We start from the raw sequence: 19,779 nt of genomic DNA on the forward strand, positions 1-19,779 counted from the left end.
TATAGTTTCCACCGTTACCGAATGCCCCACACCGGGGCGCCCCCTTCCGGGACGGCCCGCCAGCTGATGGGGCGTCGGCAACGGAAGAGGTGTTGCCAATGGCTTATGCAATCGAGAATACGAAACGCAGGCAGGCGCAGACGTTCGTCCTGGTCGGGTTGTTGCACGGCGCGGCGATCTGGGCGATTGCCTCCGGCTTTGCGAACAGCATGGTCACCGAGATCAAGGACAGGCTGCAGGCGCAGCAGTGGAAGGACGAGGAGGTGAAGATCACGCCGATCGCACCGCCGCCCGAACCGAAGCCGTCCACCAAGGCTGACATCAGGCCTCTTGTCGCACCGCGTCCCGACATCGTGATCACGCCAGCAGATCCCACGTCCACGGTGAGAGACATCGAGGTGGCGCCGATCAAGCCTGCAGAGATCGGCCCCCTCACCACGATCGAGGCGCGCTCGATTCCCGTGCCGAACTTCGCGGTCCGCGCAGCTTCGCCGAAGGGTGCGCCCGGCTCGTGGGTTTCGGATCGTGACTACCCCAGCGCGGCAATCCGGGAGGAACGCGAGGGACTGACTCGCTTCAGGCTCGCCATCGGCACCGACGGTCGGGTCGCCGGATGCGAAATCACAGGCTCGAGCGGCTCTCCAGACCTTGACGCCGCCACCTGCGCAAAAGTCACTGCCCGGGCGCGCTTCGTGCCGGCACTGGGCAGCGACGGCATGCCGACGACGGGCAGCTACAACGGATCGGTCCGCTGGGTTCTGCCCTGATTACGGTCGGGGCGGGGTGAAAGCCCCGCCCCCCTGCCACCCCTGCGCAAAACAGGGTGTGACGAGCACTTGTTCGCAAGTCCGGTTTGTCGCACCCTGTCTGCAGGATGGACCTGGAGCAGAACATGGAGAACACGGCTCAGGAAGCTTTGCAGACAAGCTCAAAGACGTTGTCGGTCATCGTAGCAGATGACCTGACAAGAGCCGATCTTTTCGCGGCATTGCATGCGGGCTGGCGGGATTTCATCGCCTTTCCGCTATTCGGGTTGTTCTTCGGCGTGGTCTATGTGGCAGCGGGCCTGCTGATCTGGACAGTCCTCTTCCGCGGGGGCCAGGTCGCCTGGTTGGTGCCGGCAGCCGCGGGTTTCCCCCTGCTGGCCCCATTCGTCGCGGTGGGACTCTATGAAGTAAGCCGACGCCGTGAAGCCGGCGTGCCGATGCGGTGGGGCGCAGTCCTCGGTGCACTCAGGGGACGTGGCGACGAGCAGATCCTGTCGATGGGCGTCATCGTTTTCGTGGCCTTCGGCTTCTGGCTGATGATCGCACACGGCATCTTCGCCGTGTTCATGGCCGAGTCCGGCATCGGCATGGAATCGCTCACACTTTTTGCATCAACTGCTGGAATCGCCATGCTTCTCGTCGGGAGCGGAGTGGGCGCGCTGATGGCTTTGGCATTCTACGCGATCACGGTCATCAGCCTGCCGATGCTGGTCGATCGCGAGGTGGATTTCCTCACAGCGATCATCACCAGTCTGTCCACGATCCGCGCAAACACGGCGACGATGCTGGTTTGGGCCGTCATGATTGCCGTGCTGCTGTTCATCGCGATGGCACCGATCTTCCTCGGCCTTGTGGTGGCCTTGCCGGTGCTGGCGCACGCGACCTGGCATCTTTATCGCCGCGTGGTGATGCCCGCCTGACGGTGTCGTCCGTGGATGGCCAGCGGTACCAGCCATGACGGCCCTGCGTTTCCGCAACCGTACGGATCGAGCCACTGGCGAGGTCTATTGAGAGCCCGCCGGTCTGCGCCAGAAGGGTGCGATCGGCCTTGAGCATGCGCGGGCGGCATGACCATGGCAGGCGCCGGTCTGCGATCACGATGTCGGAGCGCTCGCACGCGGCTGCAAGGTCCATGTCGTCGATGTAGTTTCTGCTCCGCGCGATCAGCAGCATGATGCGCCGACCATCCCGCGCCAGACGAACCGTGCAGAAGTCCTCGGTACATCGGGCGCGCCGCCATTCGTCGAGCGGAAGCAGCGAGCCTTCCATGCCGGATAGCTCCAGCAGATTTTCTCGCATGTAATCCCCCCGCCCCATTCGCAGGACAACAAGATCCGGCCCCTCACCGGTGATGCCGACGTGATGGCCATCTCCAGTCACCAGCACATCCGGTGTTGGCGTCGTCACCATGGTCGTGATCGCCAGCGCCGCCGGAACAAGGCCGTAGAGCCGCACGCGCCCGGTCCACAGGGCCAACCAGAGCATGCCGCACACGAATACCAGGAAACTCGTCGCCCGGAATGGCGGAAGCATTGTCACCGCTCCGGGTTGCGCGGCGACGAAATGGGCAAGCGCAAGCAAGAGATCGAGCGACTTGCCAACCAGCCACCAGGCAGCGCCACCAAGGTCCAGGAGATCGAGCAAGAGCGCCATGCCGATCAGCGGCATCGTCACGAATGTCGTCAGAGGAATGGCGATGACGTTGGCAAGTGAGCCGTAGACGCCCGCACGGTGGAAATGGAACAAGCCGATCGGCATGAGAGCAAGTTCGATCACCATCCCGGTCGCCAGCAACAGGATCAGGCTTCGAAATGCCCGGACCAGCGGTCCGTGATGCTCGCCGCTGAGGAAGGCTCTTACCGGCGCGGCCGAGTGGAAGGCGATGATGGCGATGACGGCGGCAAAGCTCATCTGGAAACTGGGTCCGAGAACAGCTTCGGGCCAGAACAGCATCACGACCAACCCGCCTACCGCGACCATCCGCAGGGACAGGGGGTCCCGCCCCAGAGCGAGCGCCGCCAGAACGAGCAGGGCACCGATGCACGAACGGATCGTCGGCACCTCGGCTCCGGTCAGCAGGGTATAGGCCAGCCCAGCAAGGGCGCCGGCAAAAGCAGCGGCGATTGGCACCCGGATGCGCAGCGCGACCCAGGGAAACAGCGAGAGCAGCCGCGCCACGATCCAGTAGACCGCACCGACAAGGGCGCTCACATGCAGGCCGCTGATCGACAGCAGGTGCGTGAGGCCGGCATCGCGCATCGCGTCCTCGTCTTCAATGGCAATTGCGCCCCGGTCGCCACTCGCGAAGGCCGCAGCGATCGTGCCGGACGATCCGCCAAGCCGGTCGCGAACATGATCCGCAAGGGACTTTTGCAAGCTCCGCAAAGTCGTGTTCCGACGGGATGGGCTTATCACCTTAACGTCACCCACAGCGGTCCCGGTGGCAGCAAGACCATCGAACCAGGCGGCCCGCGCGAAGTCGTACGCACCCGGCAGCATCGGCGAGGCCGGAGGCATTAGCCGCGCCCGCAAGGACACCTGCGCGCCTTCGTCGATGCCGGGCACGTCCTTGGCGAACGGAAGGTTGACGCGAACGCGGACCGGCCCTGACATCTCCGGAAGAGCAGTGACGATCACGAGGCGCGCGCGACCCTTCGCCGGTTCGTCGCGGCGTTCAATCACCTCGCCTTGCAGGGTTGCAACCCGAGGTCCCACAATTCCGGGCTGCCCGATCATGGCCGATCGCGTCCAGATCGTCGCCATCCCAGCCCCGGCCATCACGGCTAGGCCGGCAATGGCCAAACGCAGATGAGGGCGACGATCCACGTCGACAGCGAGCACCGCGAGAACGACTGTCGCACCTGCCACCAGCAGAGCCGCAATCCAGTCTTCTCGGGTTGGCAACGCCACCCATGAAACAATCCCGCCTGCGAAGGCGACGACAAGCCACAGGCCGCGCTCGAACGGATGGTCGTCAAGGAAGCGCTCGCAACCATCCAGCATCGCTTCAAGCATGCTGGACAATCGCGCGCGGATGGCCCAATGCCGCGCGCGTTCGCCCGGTTCCGGGACCGGTTCGGCGGCGGGATAGTCTGCCGCTGGCCGATCTGCAGCCGGAGACGCCATGACATTCAAAGCAAAGGAAAGCGCGGCCGATGGCAAGCGCCACTGACACCGTTTCTGCTGGATCGTCGACCGAAGCCGAGGTCGTCACCCGTTTCGCCCCCTCGCCGACCGGCTTCCTGCACATTGGCGGCGCGCGCACCGCGCTGTTCAACTGGCTCTATGCGCGCCACAACGGCGGCAAGTATCTGCTGCGCATCGAGGACACCGACCGCGCCCGCTCTACGGATGCCGCTATCGAGGCGATCTTCGACGGCCTCAACTGGCTGGGCCTTGGCGGCGACGAGGAGCCCGTGTTCCAGTTCGCCCGCTCGGACCGCCACGCGCAGGTTGCGCACCAGATGCTCGATGCAGGCCATGCCTATCGCTGCTACCTGACGCAGGAAGAGCTGGCCGCGCGGCGGGAGAAGGCGCAGGCGGAGCGCCGTCCCTTCCGCATCGACAGCGAGTGGCGCGATGCGACGCCGGATCAGTGGCCTGCCGACCAGTCCTATGTCGTCCGCATGAAGTCCCCGCGCGAGGGCGAGACGACAATTCCGGACCGTGTGCAGGGCTCAATCACCGTCCAGAACAGCGAACTGGATGACTTCATCATCCTGCGTTCGGACGGCACGCCGACCTACATGCTGGCGGTCGTGGTCGACGATCATGACATGGGCGTGACCCATGTGATCCGGGGCGACGACCACATCAACAACGCCTTCCGTCAGTTGGTCATCGTCCGTGCGATGGACGCGATCGAAGGCGGCTGGCCCGATCCGGTCTATGCCCATATCCCGCTGATCCACGGCGCAGACGGCGCCAAACTGTCCAAGCGTCACGGGGCCCTCGGCGTCGATGCTTATCGCGACGAGATGGGCCTGCTGCCCGAAGCAGTGTTCAATTACCTGCTGCGCCTGGGCTGGGGACATGGCGATGAGGAAATCATCAGCCGCGATCAGGCTGTCGAATGGTTCGACATTGCCAACGTCAACAAGGGCGCCTCGCGCTTTGACCTCAAGAAGCTGCTCAACCTCAACGGTCACTATATCCGTGAAGCTGACGATGCGCGGCTTGCAGGTCTGGTCGCTCCGCGACTGGCTGCGCTCGAACCCGGCTTCGATGCCGCAACCGGCACGGACCTGCTGACACGGGCAATGCCTGTCCTCAAGGTCCGGGCCGCGGACCTGAACGAGCTGGCTGCATCCTCGGTATTCCTCTTCGCCCAGCGCCCGCTCCCGGTGAGCGAGAAGGCGGCGGCGCTGCTGACCGACGATTCCCGCGCGATACTGGCCAAAGTGGTGGCTGCGCTCGAAGCCGAAAACGGCTGGACAATCGAGGGACTGGAGGCCACGTTGAAACAAATGGCCGAGGAGCTTGGGATAGGCTTGGGCAAAATTGCCCAACCGTTGCGCGCAAGCCTGACGGGACAGACTACCTCGCCGGGAATTTTCGACGTATTGGCACTGCTCGGCAAGGACGAGTCGCTGGCGCGCATCCGCGATCAGCTGGCTTGAACCCGGGCAATAGACTGTAAAGACAGAAGAAACAGGAGGGCTTAGGCGTGAGCGAAAACCAGGCTTCTTTGACCGCGGGCGGCAACAGCGTGGACATGCCGATCAAGAGCGGCACCATCGGGCCGGACGTCATCGACATCCGCAAGCTCTATGGCCAGACGGGCATGTTCACCTATGACCCGGGCTTCACCTCGACGGCGAGCTGCGACAGCGCGATAACCTACATCGACGGCGACGAAGGCGTGCTGCTGCACCGCGGCTATCCGATCGGCCAGCTGGCCGAGCATTCATCGTTCATGGAAGTGAGCTACCTGCTGCTCAACGGCGAGCTGCCGAGCCAGCAGGAACTCGCTGACTTCACCCGCACCATCACCCGTCACACCATGCTGCATGAGCAGCTCGCCACGTTCTATCGCGGATTCCGCCGCGATGCGCACCCGATGGCCGTGATGTGCGGCGTGGTCGGCGCGCTTTCGGCGTTCTACCACGACAGCACCGACATCGCTGATCCGGTACACCGCAAGATCAGCTCGCACCGACTGATCGCCAAGATGCCGACGATTGCGGCGATGGCCTACAAGTACTCCGTGGGCCAGCCCTTCATCTATCCTGACAACAAGCTGTCCTACACCGGCAACTTCCTGAAGATGACCTTCGGCGTCCCTGCCGAGGAGTATGAAGTGATTCCGGCCGTCGAGAAGGCGATGGACCGCATCTTCATCCTCCATGCCGACCATGAACAGAACGCCTCGACCTCGACGGTACGTCTGGCAGGTTCGTCGGGCGCCAATCCCTTTGCGTGCATCGCGGCGGGCATCGCCTGCCTGTGGGGTCCGGCGCATGGTGGTGCGAACGAAGCCGCGCTGAACATGCTGAAGGAAATCGGCACCCCCGATCGCATCCAGCACTACATCGACCGCGCCAAGGACAAGAACGATCCGTTCCGCCTGATGGGCTTCGGTCACCGCGTCTACAAGAACTACGACCCGCGCGCGACCGTGATGCAGCAGACCGTGCGCGAAGTGTTCGACGCGCTCAAGGTCAACGATCCGCTGTTCGAGACCGCGCTCCGCCTCGAGGAAATCGCGCTGAGCGATCCCTACTTCGCGGAAAAGAAGCTGTTCCCGAACGTCGACTTCTACTCGGGCATCATCCTCTCGGCGATCGGCTTCCCGACCACGATGTTCACGGTGCTCTTCGCCCTTGCCCGCACTGTCGGCTGGGTGGCGCAGTGGAACGAAATGATCAGCGATCCAGGCCAGAAGATCGGTCGCCCGCGCCAGCTCTACACCGGCCCGACCGCACGCGACTACGTGCCGCTGAGCGACCGCTAATCATTTAATCGGAGCAGGAGAGGCGATGATGGCGACAGTTCTCAGGATTTTCGGCATCATCGCCCTGCTCATGGGCGGCCTGTGGGTAGGCCAGGGCCTTGGCCTGATCATGTGGCCGTCCTCCAGCTTCATGCTGGCTCAGACACAATGGGCCTATATTGGCGCCGGCCTCATGCTGATCGGGGTTCTTGCACTGTGGCGGGCGAAAGGACCCCGCTGAGTCCTCAGCCCGCGGCGCTGATCTGGCCGGTCCCCGCTGCGGGCAATTGCAACACAAACCGCGCACCACCGGCGGGACTCTTGCCGACAGAAAGGTCCCCGCCCATCGCGCGAGCCAGCTTCCGCGAGATATAGAGCCCGAGGCCACTTCCGCCATCGCCGCTGCGGCCAAGGCGTTCGAACTTCTCGAAGACTTTCTCGGCCTGACCGGGCGCAATCCCATCGCCTTCGTCTTCGACCGCAATCCACGCGGAATCGCCCTCGCCCCCGCATTGTATTCGCACCGTCGTCTGCCCCGGAGCATAGCGGATGGCGTTGCCGATCAGATTGAGCAGAATTTGCAGGACGCGGCGAAACTCGCCCATCGCGCCATGGAATTCGTCCGAACCAGGCAGTACCAGCGCGATGCCCTTTTCCTGCGCGCGCACGCCCAGAATGCCCGCTGCCCGCCTTGCGCAGTCACCCAGGTCAACCGGTTCGACTGCCAGCGTGAAATCGCTGTCTTCGACCGTTTCGAGATCGGCAAGATCCTCGACCAACGCAGCCAGATGTCGTCCGGCCTCGGCAATGTCTGCCGCGTAGCCAGCGTAGTGGTCGTCCAGAGGTCCCGCCAGACGGGTTCTGATCGTCTCGGCATTGGCGATGATCCGGTTGATCGGCATGCGCAAGGCTGGCGCAAGCTTTTGCCCCAGCAGCCCCTTCCATCCGCCAATCTCGCCTGTTGCGGCTGGTCGATGACCTTCGGGGGCCGGATTCGTTGCAAGAACGGTCTCCGCAACCAGCAGGAGTTCAAAACCGCCCGCCCGCAGCGGTAACAGCTTTGCCTGCCAAAGGCGCCCCGATCCGGGAACACGCACCCGAACGCCGTCGAGCAAACGCCAGTGAAGCGGCTGCCTGTGAAGATTGCCCTCGACCTCGACCAGGCTGGTCCAGTAGCGACCGAAGCCTTGATTCAGCGCCGCTGCGAACTCCGCCAGATCGGCGCCATCAACGACACCCGAGACAACGCGCTGTTCGGCATCGAGGACGACATGCGCTTCGGCCAGCGTACGAAGCAGGCCGTCGTCCGCGCCGACCGCAGCATCGGCTTGCCACGCCTGTTCCGCAACCTTCCAGTCGGCAATCTCCAGTCGGGTGCCACTCTCATCGGGAGCTACGCGTGCCGAGAAGGACAGCGGTTGCCCCTCATCTCCCACGGTGAGTCGGCTCGACAGCGCCAGGCCTCCCATCCGCGAGCGCCTGACGAGCGCCAACAGTTCGGGAATGGCCAGCGTCCCCGGATAGGAACCGCCCATGCGGACCTGAAGCGCTGCGAGTGCCTCGTCAGCTTCGATCAGGCGATCCGCCGCATCGCACCGGGCGCTGATTTGCCCCGCCGTCGTCATTGGCGCTCCGGGGTGCGCATCAGGCCAGTGCCCCATTACTGGACAGCGACGAGGCAAGGATCGCCGCAGCTCTGTCGGGCACAATGCTTTCGACTGCTTCAGGCAGTGCCACATCCGGATGAATCACGGAGAAAGCGCCAAGGAGTCCGCTGCGACCACTGCCGGCAGCGCAAAGCGCAAGCGCAAGGCGCGCCATCTGGCTTTCGGTCGTACACATGGTTGCCATCTCGCGCGACACGGAGGCACCGAAGGCTAGAGCAGTAAGGAACAAGGCTACGCCGGCGCGGTCAGGCGAAAGGGCCAAAGGTATGTCTCCACCCAGTTGCCTTGTCAGGTGGTCGAGCAGATCCAGTCGCGACACACTTGTCGAGCGGTTCTGACGCAAGGCTGCCTGCGCGGTTCCCGCAACGGCTAGGCCGGCAGCATCGTCTGCAATCAATGCCTGCATCGTCATCATGGCGATGTGGTGCAGGTCCCTTGGCAACTCCGAAAGCGGAATCTGCATCCGGCGCATGCATTGCCCGAACCGGGCCTGAGCCGCCAGCAGATTGATGCCGCGCGCCGCCACATCCGGATCTGCCGATGCGATGAGGTCCTGTAGCAATGGCGTGAGAACCGGATCCAAGCCGATCCGTACGCGAAGCTTCTCCGTCAGCTGCCATTCGACGGCGAGCATATGAAGATGATGGAGCAAAGCCTGGCTACCACCCAGCATCTCGGCGAGTCTTGCGGCAGGTTCGGCCTTCCCTGCCAGAGGCGAACCAAGGTCCGAGGCCTTGTCGATTGCCTCGATCAATTGCCGGGCGATGTCGGCCAGCATGCCCCGCACACGCGCAATGATCTCGTCGCTGAAAATCGAACTGTCGTCATTCTGCAGGAGGTGGCGCAGGATCGGGCCCATGTGCACCATCACCTGATCGGCATGCGTCAGGTCGTCCCGCAGGAGCATCTCGATTGCGCTGGTATCAGTCCCGGGTTGTGCGGTCGTTGCCATGGATCGCTCTTACGGCCGACTGGTTAACTGCGGGTTAGGCGAACCGCCCGCCTGCGCCTTTGCTACCGCAGGTGCGGTGCCGAACTGAAGCATGAGCAGGCAAGTGCCGAGCAGCGTCAAAACCGCCAGCATGATCGCGGCGTCAAACGGCAAGACTATGCTTACAATGGCAAGGAGCGTTCCCAGCGCCAGGCGATCCTCAAGCCAATGCGCACCGCGCGTGTGTGCCAGTATCAAACGGGCCAGTCGCGCGCCGCCGACGAGCAGGAGCGGGGCAAAGACGTTCAGACCGAACGGAAGCGCGCTGGTTACCGGCAGTTCGCTGCGCCATGCCGCCACGGAGACAAGTCCGGCATCGATCAGGAGGTGGAAGAATGCCACGCTGCGCCGCGCAAGGCCCGAGGCCAGGAGTGAGTCCCGCTCGACCTGTCCCAGGAGGCTGCCGATGCGTTCGATCAGCCAGGCAAGGCCAAGCAGCAGAAAACCGGTGGCAAAATTGCCCAGCCAGGCGAGGCCGCCACCAAGCAGGCCCGTTACGCCTGCCGCAATTCCGATTACAGAAGGCCGCGTCCCAGCATGAAGCAGCGATGGCCCGAAGCGTCGGACAAACGCCATCGCCAGGATCTCGCCCAGCGAACCGTTACCTGCATCTGCCGGAGAGGTGTGCAATCTGACCCATTGCCGTTCGGTCACATGAGCATCGTCCTCGTCGCGGATCATGCTCCAGCGACCGTCTCCCAGCATCGCCACCGGCACGCCGCGCATATTGACGCGCGCCTGCACTGCAAGCCGCAGCAGCGCCGACTGCGCGTTCCACTCCGGCGGCAAGTCTGCCAGGCCGGCAGCGATGCGGCCGGGGATCCGCATCGCCGAAGCAAAGGCATTGTTGATGTCGATGCGCTCGAAACCCAATGGGAGAGCCGTTTCCACAGGCAAGGTCAACACCACCGGCCCCTGCTCGATCAAGTCCCGGAATGCTTCGGGCATTGCCAGCAGACCGTCACCCAGAACGATCACATCGTCTTCAGGCGGCAGCAGCGGAACAAGTCCGCGCGCAGTGGCGACAACGTGGAATTGCGCCCCGCCAGCCTCGGCAACGTGCTGCAACGACACCAGTTCTCCGCTGATGCCCTCGGCCATGACGATGATGCGCTTGGCACCGAGGGACAGGGCAAGCCCGATCTGATGGCGAAGCAGCGTCCGGCCGCCGATCTGCAGGTAGCCACGAAGCCCGGCCCCCTGCGCAGCATTGGCAGTTCCTGGGAAAGCCACGCCGGACGCTGTCGGCACCGCAGGCTCCGTGCCCCGGCTGGTGGTTTCAATCAGTGATAGAACTGCGACCCGCAAACAATGCCTCCTGTCACGCCATCGTAGGGACTGGCGGCCACGCTGCCAAGGCGGGCAGCGGACTTGGCAGGGGTTAAGAGCTTACTGCAAGATCATCGAGCATCTGGCGCAGCCGCCGCAGGATGGCCGGATCACCGGGAGCGCCATCAATGGCTTGCTCGGCAAGATCAAGCAGACCGTCGGCGTGGAAGCTGGCGGCAAGGCCTTTCAGCCGCATCGCTGCCACATGCCAGTTGCCATCGCATCGCGCGCGCCCGAGCAGATCGACCTGCCGCTCCGCGCTTTCCAGAAATGCGGCGCGCAGTTCGCGCACGAGCGCCTCATCGTGCCCGGCGGCAGCTGCCAGATTAGCGTCGAGCGAGGCACCTTCGTAGGCCATGCGAAACTGCTACGGGCCGAAGCGTTAAGGCGGGGTTTATGGACCGGATCAAATCGTGATATGACAGGTGCATGAACGGGGGAAGACGGATCATTCCGATCGATGGCGCCGATGAGGCCGCCGCAGGAGCAAGCATGGCCGGAGCCAGCGTGCCGGAGGAATCGGACGCGACCTACACGCCTCCGCCATTTCTTGAACAAGCATCGGCAAGTGATTGGGACGTCGAGGAAACACCAGCAACGGACAGGAGCTGGATAGCGCCCGCGCTTGCCGTTCTGGCGATCGCGGCCTGGACGGCTTTCTTTGCATGGGCCGTCATCCTGCGCCAGACCGGCCCGATCGAGGCCGAGCAATGGGCATGGTGGACGACACAGTGGAGTGTGCCGGTCCTGCTGGTGCTTGTGCTTCTCCTCGTCATCATGCGGGCAAGCCGGCGGGAAGCCGCACGCTTCGCCGATGCCGCTTTGCTGCTCTCGCGCGAATCCGCGCATCTCGAAAGGCGTCTGGTCACGATCAACACCGAACTTGCGCTGGCACGGGATTTCATCGCTGCGCAGGGCCGTGACCTCGATTCGCTGGGCCGCGTGGCGGTCGAACGTCTTTCCGGCAGCGCGGCGCAGCTTGATGGCCTGATCAATCGCAACGGGACACAGATCGATCGCATCGCAGAAGTTTCCTCGGCCGCGCTCGACAACATGGAGAAGCTGCGCGGACAGTTGCCGGTAATCGCCAATGCCGCGAAGGACGTGACCAACAATATCGGCAACGCCGGCCGCACCGCGCATCTTCAGCTTGAAGAACTGGTGTCCGGCTTCCAGCGCCTCAACGAGTTCGGCCTTGCCAGCGAGCGTCAGGTGATCTCCTTCCGCGACCGCGTCGATACGGCGCTTGAAGGGTTTGCCAAGGCATCGGAAGAGCTTGGAAATCTTGCTGAATCCCGGTTTGATGCGCTCGTTCAGCGAACCACGGAGCAGTCCACCCTGACCGCTGAGGCCGAGCAGGCTGCACTTGAATCCTGGCGCGAACGCAGCGAAGCACAGGCCGCAGCACTCCAGCGAACTCTAGCCGAACTCGGCGATGCGCACGAAGGACTCCTGGCCGACTCTGCCGGACGTCTCGCACGTTTCGAAGAGGCGGCGCGCTCGCTCACGGCCATGCTCGAGGCTCAGGGCCGGGATCTCGAAGAGCAACTCGCACGTCGCCGCGCATCGGCCGAAGCCAGCGCTGCCGAACAGCGCGCCTCGCTCGAACAGCGCCTTGCCGAGATCGACGAGGCGGTGGCCGAACGTCGCGCGGCGATGGAGCATGCCGCAGCCTCTGCCGCCGAAGCCTTGGCGGCAAAGCTTGCCGAGATGGATCATGCGATCGAAGCGCAGCGCCTGATGCAGGCAGCCGCAGCAGAGAAGCTGGCGGAGCGCTGCGAGGATATTGGCAAGAAGGTCAGCGCCTTCTCGGGTGTTCTTCGCAGTTCCGGTGAGCAAGGCGAACAGACTGCCTCGCAGGTCGACAAGGCCATGGCCGATCTCAACGCGCGCCTTGGCGAGATGCGCCATGCTCTGTCGGGCACGGACCTGCAGATCGGTGAGCTTACCGATTCCGCCGTGCGCCTGCTCGAACTGATCCAGGCCGGTGGCGATCATACCCGCACCCAGATTCCGGAGGCGTTGCGCAGCACCGAAGCCGGGCTCAAGGGGCTGGAGGATCGCGTCTTCACCTTGCGCGACACATTGCGCGAAGCGGGCGATGGCGGGCGCAACCTGTCGGAGACCGTTGGCAGTGCTCGCAGTGAAGTTTCGACCACGATCAAGGAATTGCAGAAGGCTCAGAAGACCCTTTCTGAACAGGCTGCTGAACGCGAGAAGCAACTTGCTACCTTGCGGGAAGTGCTTTCCGAAGTGCGTGCGCAAAGCGAGGCTCTGTCGCAAGAGATCGAAAGCAGGCTGTCCGGTGCAATCGGCAGCTTGAACGATGCCGCCATCAAAGCCGGCGATGATCTGCGCTCCAGCACTGCAGGCGAAATCGAAGGTCTGGCCGAAAAGCTGGGCGAGCAAAGCAGCGCCGCGATTGCGCGGGTCCTGCAGGGGCGCGCCGCCGAACTGGTCGGACGCCTCGAGGAAGCCATCGATGCCGCCGCCGCTGCAAGCCGCGACACCGCGATCCAGATGCGCGATCAACTTACCAAGGTCGACGAACTGGCGGGAAATCTCGAAGCCCGGGTTGAGCGCGTGCGGGAAAAGGCGGAGGAGAAGGTCGACAACGATTTCGCCCGTCGCGCTGCGCTGATTACGGAATCGCTCAATTCCTCGGCCATCGACATCGCCAAGGCGCTCTCGACCGATGTCTCGGAAACCGCATGGGCTTCGTACTTGCGCGGCGATCGCGGCATCTTCACCCGCCGTGCCGTATCACTCCTCGAAAGCGCCGAGGCCAAGGCGGTGCAGGCGCATTACGAAGCGGAAAGCGAATTCCGCGAACACGTGAACCGCTACATCCACGACTTCGAATCGATGCTCCGCCAGTTGCTTTCCACGCGTGACGGTAACGCGCTGGGCGTTACGTTACTCTCTTCCGACATGGGCAAGCTCTATGTTGCGCTGGCACAGGGGATCGAACGCCTGCGGACCTAGTGGAAATCGCGTGACTTGGGGATGATCCTCACGTCACGCGGGTGAGTTCGTGCGCCTGGCCCTGCGCGTTCCGGAATCGGGCGATTGCATTCGTCGGCCCGGGCAATCGGCGGCATGAGCCGGTCGGCATCGGACAGCGCGTCCAGACTGGCGCTGGCATCGGTCAGGTGCATGGCGATGACGTGGATAACCTCGTCGTCATACTCCACCCGTCCGCGCACCTCCATCAGTCGCGCGCCCATGATCACCTTGCGCTGCTTCTCCATCAGGTCGGGCCAGATCACCAAGTTGACCACACCGGTCTCGTCCTCGAGCGTGATGAAGCAGACGCCCTTGGCGCTGCCGGGACGCTGGCGCACCAGCACCACGCCAGCCACCTGCACCGTGGCGCGATACTTGTGGCTGCGGAGATCTGCCGCCCGCACGAAGCCACGCTCTCCCAGCATCGGCCGCAGGAACGCCATGGGATGGGCTTTCAGCGACAGGCGATGCGTCTGATAATCGGCCACAACCTCTTCCGACAACGGCATCATCGGCAGCACGGCACGGATCCGCTCCTCCCCTTCCGAGCGTGACGTCATGGCGGCAAACAGCGGCAGTTCCTTGGGCGCGACAAGGCTGCGCGCATCCCACAGTGCCTGTCTGCGCGAAAGGCCGAGCGAGCCCAGCGCATCTGCCGCAGCAAGCCGCTCGACCAGCGCCGGAGACAGCCCTGCCCGTTCCTTGAGGCTGGCGGCATCGGTGAAGGCACCGCCCTCGCCCCTCGCCGCAACGAGCATTGCCGCAGCATGTTCAGGAAACCCATCGATCTGCCTGAGACCAAGCCGAAGCGCGCGCCCCTCCTGCTCCAGCGTGCAATCCCAGTCCGAATGGTTCACATCGACCGGCAACACCGGTACGCCATGCCGCGCCGCATCACCGACGATCTGCGCAGGGGCATAGAAACCCATAGGTTGCGAATTGAGCAAGGCACAGGCGAAAGCCGCCGGATAATGGCACTTCAGCCATGACGAGACATAGACGAGGTGGGCGAAACTCGCCGCGTGGCTTTCGGGAAAGCCGTATTCGCCAAAGCCCTTGATCTGGTTGAAACAGCGCTCGGCAAAATCGGGATCATAGCCGCGCTTGACCATGCGGCCGACCATCATGTCCTCAAGCTCGTGCACCATCCCCCGGGAGCGGAACGTGGCCATGGCCTTGCGCAGGCGGTTGGCTTCGAGGCTGGAGAACTGCGCCGCATCGAGCGCGATCTTCATCGCCTGCTCCTGAAAGATCGGCACGCCCAGCGTGCGGTTCAGGATCGAGCTCAGTTCGTCGGCTGGACCATGTTCGGGGCCGGGCGCGGGTATCTCCACCTTCTCCTCGCCCCGCCTGCGCTTGAGATAGGGGTGGACCATGTCGCCCTGGATCGGGCCGGGGCGGACAATGGCGACCTGAATGACGAGGTCATAGAACTGGCGAGGTCGCAGGCGCGGCAGCATGTTCATCTGCGCGCGGCTTTCCACCTGGAACACGCCGAGGGAATCGCCTTTGCACAGCATGTCGTAAACCGCCGGATCCTCGCGCGGGACCGTGGCCAGCGTCAGCTCGCGGCCGTGGTGCGTGCCCAGCAGGTCGAGGCACTTGCGGATGCAGGTGAGCATGCCCAATGCCAGCACATCGACCTTGAGGATCCCGAGCGCGTCGATGTCATCCTTGTCCCATTCGATGAAGCTGCGATCGGCCATGGCGCCATTACCGATCGGCACGGTCTCGGTCAGCGGTCCCTGCGTCAGGATGAAACCGCCGACGTGCTGGGAAAGATGCCGAGGCATGCCAATCATTTGCTGGGCAATGGCGATAACCCGCCTGAGATAGGGATCGGTACCATCCAGCCCGCTTTCGTTGACGTTCCTCTTGCCCACCTCGGTGCCCCAGCTGCCCCAGACGGTGCGGGCGAGCGCACCCGTGACATCTTCGGACAGGCCCATCGCCTTGCCCACTTCGCGGATCGCCATGCGCGGACGGTAGTGAATGACCGTCGCGCAAAGCCCCGCCCGCGCACGGCCAAAGCGGCGATAGATATACTGGATGACCTCCTCGCGCCGCTCATGCTCGAAATCGACGTCGATGTCGGGCGGCTCCTTGCGCTCTTCGGAAATGAAGCGATCAAACAGCAGCGCGTGCTTGGCGGGATCAACGGCAGTGATGCCGAGGCAGTAGCAAACCGCGGAATTGGCAGCCGAGCCACGTCCTTGGCACAAGATCGGTGGATCGCAATTACGTGCGAAGTCAACGATATCCTTGATGGTCAGAAAGTAGGTTGCGAGGTTCAGCTTGCCGATCAGGTCAAGCTCGCGGCGCAAGGTCTCGGCCACATTGTCGGGTATGCCGTCGGGATAACGTCCCCTTGCCCCTTCCCAGGTCTGCGCTTCCAGCCATGACTGCGGATCGTGGCCTTCGGGACAGATCTCCTCGGGGTATTCGTAGCTCAGTTCCTTGAGGTTGAAACGGCAGGAGTCCGCCACTTCACGCGTGGCGTGGATCGCGTGAGGCCAGCGTTCGAACAGACGCACCATCTCTTCCGGCGATTTGAGATGCCGCTCGGCATTGGGTTCGAGCAAGTGCCCGGCCTTGGCCACGGTGGTCTTGTGGCGGATTGCCGTCATCACGTCCTGAAGCGGGCGACGGTCCGGCGTCGCGTAGAGCACGTCGTTGGTAGCCAGCAGGCCCAGGCCATTGCTCCGTGCGAGACCGTTCAGCCGTTCGATCCGGACAATGTCGTCACCAATGTAGAGATAGCTCGCTGCCAGATGGCGCATGGTCGGCAGGCTGTGGACAAGCCGGGGGAGAAGCTCGGGGAAAGGGAGGGACAGGCTGTTCGCGACCGGTGGAAGAGCTGGGGATTCTCCACTTGGAAAAGCGTAGACATTGCTTTCGCTTTCGACCGTAAATGCTTGATCCAGATCGGCAGGTGGCACGACGATCAGATGAACGCCCTCGGCGTGGTCGGCGAGCATGGCCAAATCGATCTCGCAGACGCCCTTGGCCTGCCATTCCCCCGCCAGCGTTTGCATTCGTCCAGTGGAGATGAGCCGACACAGCCTGCCATAGGCCGCGCGATCCTGCGGATAGGCGAGGAAGGCAAGTCCCTCCACGGTCTCGATCCGGCAGCCGATGACGGGACGCATACCCGCCCCGTCGGCTTCGGTGTGCAGACGCACAACGCCCGCCAGGGTATTGGCATCGGCAATCCCCAGCGCATCGTAGCCCAGTTCGCGTGCCGCCTTGATCAGATCCCGGGCATCCGAGGCACCGCGCAGGAACGAGAAGCACGTGGCCAGCCCCAGTTCTACAAAGGCCGCTGGTGACGGTGGCGGCCCTTCGAATGGCGCGACATGGCGCCGCGGCGGCGTCAACGCGGGTTCGGGCATCAGACTGCGCCCGAAAGTTCCGAAAGTCTCTGTGATACCCGATGCAAGTCATTCGCAAACTTGGCTTCTTCCTCAGCACGACCGTGATCTTGCAGACGCAGGAGGTAGCTGGGGTGCGTGGTGATCCACAGCTCACTGCCATCTTCGAGCCGATGCGGCTCGCCTCGCACCTTCTGCACGCTGACCGTCTTGCCCAGCAGGCTACGCGCGGCGCTTGCGCCCAAGGCAAGGATCAGCCGGGGTTGCACCAGCGCGCGCTCGCCATCCAGCCACCAGCGGCAGACGTCGATTTCCTTGGCCGTAGGGTTCTGGTGCAGGCGCCGCTTGCCGCGAGGGACGAACTTGAAGTGCTTGACCGCGTTGGTGACGTAGGTTCGTTCGTCGGAAATCCCCGCTTCTTCGAGATGCGAGCGCAGCAGGCGGCCGGCCGGACCGACGAACGGGCGGCCCTGCTCCTCCTCGCTATCGCCCGGCTGCTCGCCCACGATCATCAGCGCGGCGGATGCAGGCCCTTCGCCCATGACCGCGCGGGTGCCGTTGCAGCCGATCTCGCAACGGCGGCAGCCGAGGATCGCCTCGCCAATCGCGCCAAGGCTTTGCGGCCGTTCGCCGAAGTCCTGTTCGCCCGCCTTCACCATCTGCGCCTCGCGTGCTTGCGCGCCTGCGATCAGCTCGGGGATGAGCGCCGCTTCGGGCATGTTTTTCCAGTACTTGCGGGGCATTTCCTTGAGCATGGCCCCGACCTTCAAACGCGCAGGATTGAAGATCGACGCATAGTATTTGCGCCATAGCGCCTCGACCGGATCGCCCGAGGGCGCATCGGCACGCGTGGCGGGCGGGCCTTCCTGCAGCGCCTCGCCATCCCAGTGCAGCGTCCCGCGCGGGGTGAGGATCGACCAGCGCATGGTGGTGAAGCGGCGCACGAAGAACCCGGCGTTGGCGCGCAGGATATGGTGCTCGGGCTCGAACCAGGCGACGTAGTGTTCGCCCTCTTCACCCTCCACCACCCGAAAGCGGACGAAGGCGCGCATCTTGCGAATGTCTCGCCGCACCTGCCGGGCGAGATCCTCCATGGCGCGGACATCGGCATCGGCCTTGTCGTCCATCAGGCGCGGGCGCGACTGCAAGCGCCACAGGGTACGATAGAGGAGAGAAAAGCGTGTAGAGTCAGAATGAAGGATCACGCTCTGCGCAAGTTGCAGGAAGTCTCTTGAAACGCGGGGCTGCGGGGCATCGGCAGGGGGCGATGGCAGGCGGCGGTCACCATGGGCGAAGAGGTCCCCGCCCTGATCGGCGGGGGATTCCCATGTGATCCGATCAGGCGGCACGTCGGCGCGAACCATGCGGCGCGCGGCATCGCGCCAGCCCTCGAAATCGTCCGGCGCGGCAAGCTGGATGCGGAACGCTTCTGCCAGGCGCATGTCGCGGAACGGCTTCATGCGAAGAGTTCCATCTGCGTGGGCTTGGCGCTTGGCACCAGCAGGCTTTGCAGATCGGCCCGGTCGGTCAGCAGCAGCGGGCGCCAATCCTCGGTGACGATGAACGGGCGCACCTTGGCGAGCGAAACGGTGAGTTTGCCAACATCGGCAAGGCGCAGGCGGCGCTGGCGGCGCGCGGCGATGAGAGCGTTGACCGCCTTTACCCCCAGCCCCGGCACCCGCAGCAACTTCTCGCGCGGGGCGCGGTTGACATCGACCGGGAAATCCCCGCGAAAGCGCAGAGCCCAGGCGAGCTTCGGGTCGATATCGAGTGGAAGCATGCCATCGTTGCCGGCTGCCTGCTGCACCTCGTGCGGGGCGTAGCCGTAGAAGCGCATCAGCCAGTCGGACTGGTAGAGGCGGTGTTCGCGCATCAAGGGCGGGCGCTTCAGCGGCAGGACCGCGCTGGCATCGGGGATCGGACTGAAAGCAGAGTAATAGACGCGGCGCAGGCGGAAGCGATCATAAAGCGTGCTGGCGCGGCCGACGATATCGGCATCGGTCGCGGCATCGGCACCAACGATCATCTGGGTGGACTGGCCGGCAGGCGCGAATTTCGGCGCATGGCGGAAGCGCTTGCGAGCATCCTTGGCCTCGACGATCGCTTCCTTCAGCGACCCCATCGCGCCTTCGATCTGCGGCGCGGACTTGTCTGGCGCGAGACGGGTCAGGCCAGCCACCGTGGGCAGTTCGACATTGATCGAGACGCGATCAGCATGGAGCCCGGCCTGGGCGACAAGTTCGGGATCGGCCTCGGGGATTGTCTTGAGATGGATGTACCCACGAAAATCGTGTTCCTCCCGCAGGATACGGGCGACTTCTATCAACTGCTCCATGGTATGGCTGGAGCTTTTGACGATGCCCGAGGACAGGAACAGCCCCTCGATGTAGTTGCGGCGGTAGAACGACAGCGTCAGGTCCACCACCTCCTGCGGGGTAAAGCGCGCGCGGCGAGTGTTCGAACTCTTGCGATTCACGCAATAGTGGCAATCGAACACGCAGTGGTTGGTCAGCAGGATCTTGAGCAGCGAGATGCAGCGGCCATCGGGGGCATAGGCATGGCAGATGCCCATGCCCTCGGTCGACCCGATGCCTTTTCCGCCCTTGCTGTTGCGCTTGGTGGTGCCCGACGATGCGCAGGAGGCATCGTACTTGGCGGCATCGGCGAGGATCTCGAGGCGTTCGAGGACGGACAACTGCGACATATGTTCCTTATA

14 protein-coding genes are annotated in these 19,779 nt (G+C 63.8%); 6 read left to right on the forward strand and 8 right to left on the reverse strand.

Annotated elements, in window-relative coordinates:
- Positions 1-98: 98 nt before the first annotated feature.
- Together I2488_RS03615 and I2488_RS03620 are read left to right on the forward strand one after the other, a co-directional pair.
- Complete coding sequence (locus tag I2488_RS03615) at positions 99-767, forward strand: energy transducer TonB (protein WP_246465463.1); 669 nt, start codon at positions 99-101, stop codon at positions 765-767.
- A gap of 107 nt (positions 768-874) precedes the next feature.
- Positions 875-1,687, forward strand: a complete 813-nt coding sequence (locus I2488_RS03620) for a DUF2189 domain-containing protein (protein ID WP_246465464.1) — start codon at positions 875-877, stop codon at positions 1,685-1,687.
- Here the strand turns inward: I2488_RS03620 and I2488_RS03625 are convergent.
- Positions 1,587-3,893: a ComEC/Rec2 family competence protein gene (locus tag I2488_RS03625; RefSeq protein WP_196274451.1), complete on the reverse strand. Its 2,307-nt coding sequence runs from the start codon at positions 3,891-3,893 to the stop codon at positions 1,587-1,589. The two genes, I2488_RS03620 and I2488_RS03625, sit on opposite strands and share 101 nt — an antisense overlap.
- 29 nt (positions 3,894-3,922) lie before the next feature.
- Here I2488_RS03625 and gltX point away from each other — a divergent pair, with 29 nt between their 5' ends.
- The 3 genes from gltX to I2488_RS03640 are packed head-to-tail and all read left to right on the forward strand — an operon-like array spanning position 3,923 to position 6,940.
- Entirely contained in the window at positions 3,923-5,386 is a 1,464-nt protein-coding gene (gene gltX / locus I2488_RS03630) for a glutamate--tRNA ligase (protein ID WP_196274452.1), read from the forward strand.
- 47 nt (positions 5,387-5,433) lie between these two features.
- Positions 5,434-6,720 (forward strand): citrate synthase, encoded by a 1,287-nt coding sequence (locus I2488_RS03635; protein ID WP_196274453.1) that lies wholly within the window; start codon positions 5,434-5,436, stop codon positions 6,718-6,720.
- Between the two features lie 28 nt (positions 6,721-6,748).
- Positions 6,749-6,940, forward strand: coding sequence for a hypothetical protein (locus I2488_RS03640; RefSeq protein ID WP_196274454.1), 192 nt, complete (start codon positions 6,749-6,751; stop codon positions 6,938-6,940).
- Positions 6,941-6,944: 4 nt separating this feature from the next.
- Here the strand turns inward: I2488_RS03640 and I2488_RS03645 are convergent, their stop codons facing one another.
- The 4 genes from I2488_RS03645 to I2488_RS03660 all read right to left on the reverse strand — a co-directional run bounded on the left by I2488_RS03645 (position 6,945) and on the right by I2488_RS03660 (position 11,044).
- The gene (locus I2488_RS03645; protein ID WP_196274712.1) at positions 6,945-8,324 is read right to left on the reverse strand and encodes a sensor histidine kinase; all 1,380 of its coding nucleotides are present in this window, start codon (positions 8,322-8,324) and stop codon (positions 6,945-6,947) included.
- Between the two features lie 19 nt (positions 8,325-8,343).
- A complete protein-coding gene (locus tag I2488_RS03650) occupies positions 8,344-9,318 on the reverse strand; it encodes a hypothetical protein (RefSeq protein WP_196274455.1) in 975 nt (324 codons plus the stop codon).
- 9 nt (positions 9,319-9,327) lie between these two features.
- Complete coding sequence (locus I2488_RS03655) at positions 9,328-10,590, reverse strand: glycosyltransferase family protein (RefSeq protein ID WP_196274456.1); 1,263 nt, start codon at positions 10,588-10,590, stop codon at positions 9,328-9,330.
- 148 nt (positions 10,591-10,738) lie between these two features.
- Positions 10,739-11,044, reverse strand: a complete 306-nt coding sequence (locus tag I2488_RS03660; RefSeq protein ID WP_196274457.1) for an Hpt domain-containing protein — start codon at positions 11,042-11,044, stop codon at positions 10,739-10,741.
- A gap of 71 nt (positions 11,045-11,115) precedes the next feature.
- On the opposite strand from I2488_RS03660, the gene I2488_RS03665 reads away from it, so the two are divergent.
- The gene (locus I2488_RS03665; protein WP_196274458.1) at positions 11,116-13,671 is read left to right on the forward strand and encodes a hypothetical protein; all 2,556 of its coding nucleotides are present in this window, start codon (positions 11,116-11,118) and stop codon (positions 13,669-13,671) included.
- On the opposite strand, the gene I2488_RS03670 is transcribed toward I2488_RS03665, so the two are convergent.
- Genes I2488_RS03670 through I2488_RS03680 form a run of 3 tightly spaced genes read right to left on the reverse strand, consistent with a single transcriptional unit; the run spans position 13,668 to position 19,767 of the window.
- Complete coding sequence (locus I2488_RS03670; RefSeq protein ID WP_196274459.1) at positions 13,668-17,084, reverse strand: error-prone DNA polymerase; 3,417 nt, start codon at positions 17,082-17,084, stop codon at positions 13,668-13,670. The two genes, I2488_RS03665 and I2488_RS03670, sit on opposite strands and share 4 nt — an antisense overlap.
- Positions 17,084-18,523 (reverse strand): UdgX family uracil-DNA binding protein, encoded by a 1,440-nt coding sequence (locus tag I2488_RS03675; RefSeq protein WP_196274460.1) that lies wholly within the window; start codon positions 18,521-18,523, stop codon positions 17,084-17,086. The genes I2488_RS03670 and I2488_RS03675 overlap by 1 nt, the downstream gene beginning before the upstream one ends.
- Complete coding sequence (locus I2488_RS03680; protein ID WP_196274461.1) at positions 18,520-19,767, reverse strand: putative DNA modification/repair radical SAM protein; 1,248 nt, start codon at positions 19,765-19,767, stop codon at positions 18,520-18,522. Before I2488_RS03680 ends, I2488_RS03675 begins: the two co-directional genes overlap by 4 nt.
- Between the last annotated feature and the right edge of the window lie 12 nt (positions 19,768-19,779).

Source organism: Novosphingobium jiangmenense, assembly GCF_015694345.1.
GTDB lineage: Bacteria > Pseudomonadota > Alphaproteobacteria > Sphingomonadales > Sphingomonadaceae > Novosphingobium > Novosphingobium jiangmenense.

Excerpts from the sequence above, each read along its gene's own strand:
- I2488_RS03665 (WP_196274458.1), top strand. The coding sequence starts at position 11,116 with ATGAACGGGGGAAGACGGATCATTCCGATCGATGGCGCCGATGAGGCC.
- I2488_RS03625 (WP_196274451.1), bottom strand. The coding sequence starts at position 3,893 with ATGGCGTCTCCGGCTGCAGATCGGCCAGCGGCAGACTATCCCGCCGCC.
- I2488_RS03675 (WP_196274460.1), bottom strand. The coding sequence starts at position 18,523 with ATGAAGCCGTTCCGCGACATGCGCCTGGCAGAAGCGTTCCGCATCCAG.
- I2488_RS03650 (WP_196274455.1), bottom strand. The coding sequence starts at position 9,318 with ATGGCAACGACCGCACAACCCGGGACTGATACCAGCGCAATCGAGATG.
- I2488_RS03620 (WP_246465464.1), top strand. The coding sequence starts at position 875 with ATGGACCTGGAGCAGAACATGGAGAACACGGCTCAGGAAGCTTTGCAG.
- I2488_RS03640 (WP_196274454.1), top strand. The coding sequence starts at position 6,749 with ATGGCGACAGTTCTCAGGATTTTCGGCATCATCGCCCTGCTCATGGGC.
- I2488_RS03660 (WP_196274457.1), bottom strand. The coding sequence starts at position 11,044 with ATGGCCTACGAAGGTGCCTCGCTCGACGCTAATCTGGCAGCTGCCGCC.
- I2488_RS03615 (WP_246465463.1), top strand. The coding sequence starts at position 99 with ATGGCTTATGCAATCGAGAATACGAAACGCAGGCAGGCGCAGACGTTC.
- I2488_RS03680 (WP_196274461.1), bottom strand. The coding sequence starts at position 19,767 with ATGTCGCAGTTGTCCGTCCTCGAACGCCTCGAGATCCTCGCCGATGCC.
- gltX (WP_196274452.1), top strand. The coding sequence starts at position 3,923 with ATGGCAAGCGCCACTGACACCGTTTCTGCTGGATCGTCGACCGAAGCC.
- I2488_RS03645 (WP_196274712.1), bottom strand. The coding sequence starts at position 8,324 with ATGACGACGGCGGGGCAAATCAGCGCCCGGTGCGATGCGGCGGATCGC.
- I2488_RS03670 (WP_196274459.1), bottom strand. The coding sequence starts at position 17,084 with ATGCCCGAACCCGCGTTGACGCCGCCGCGGCGCCATGTCGCGCCATTC.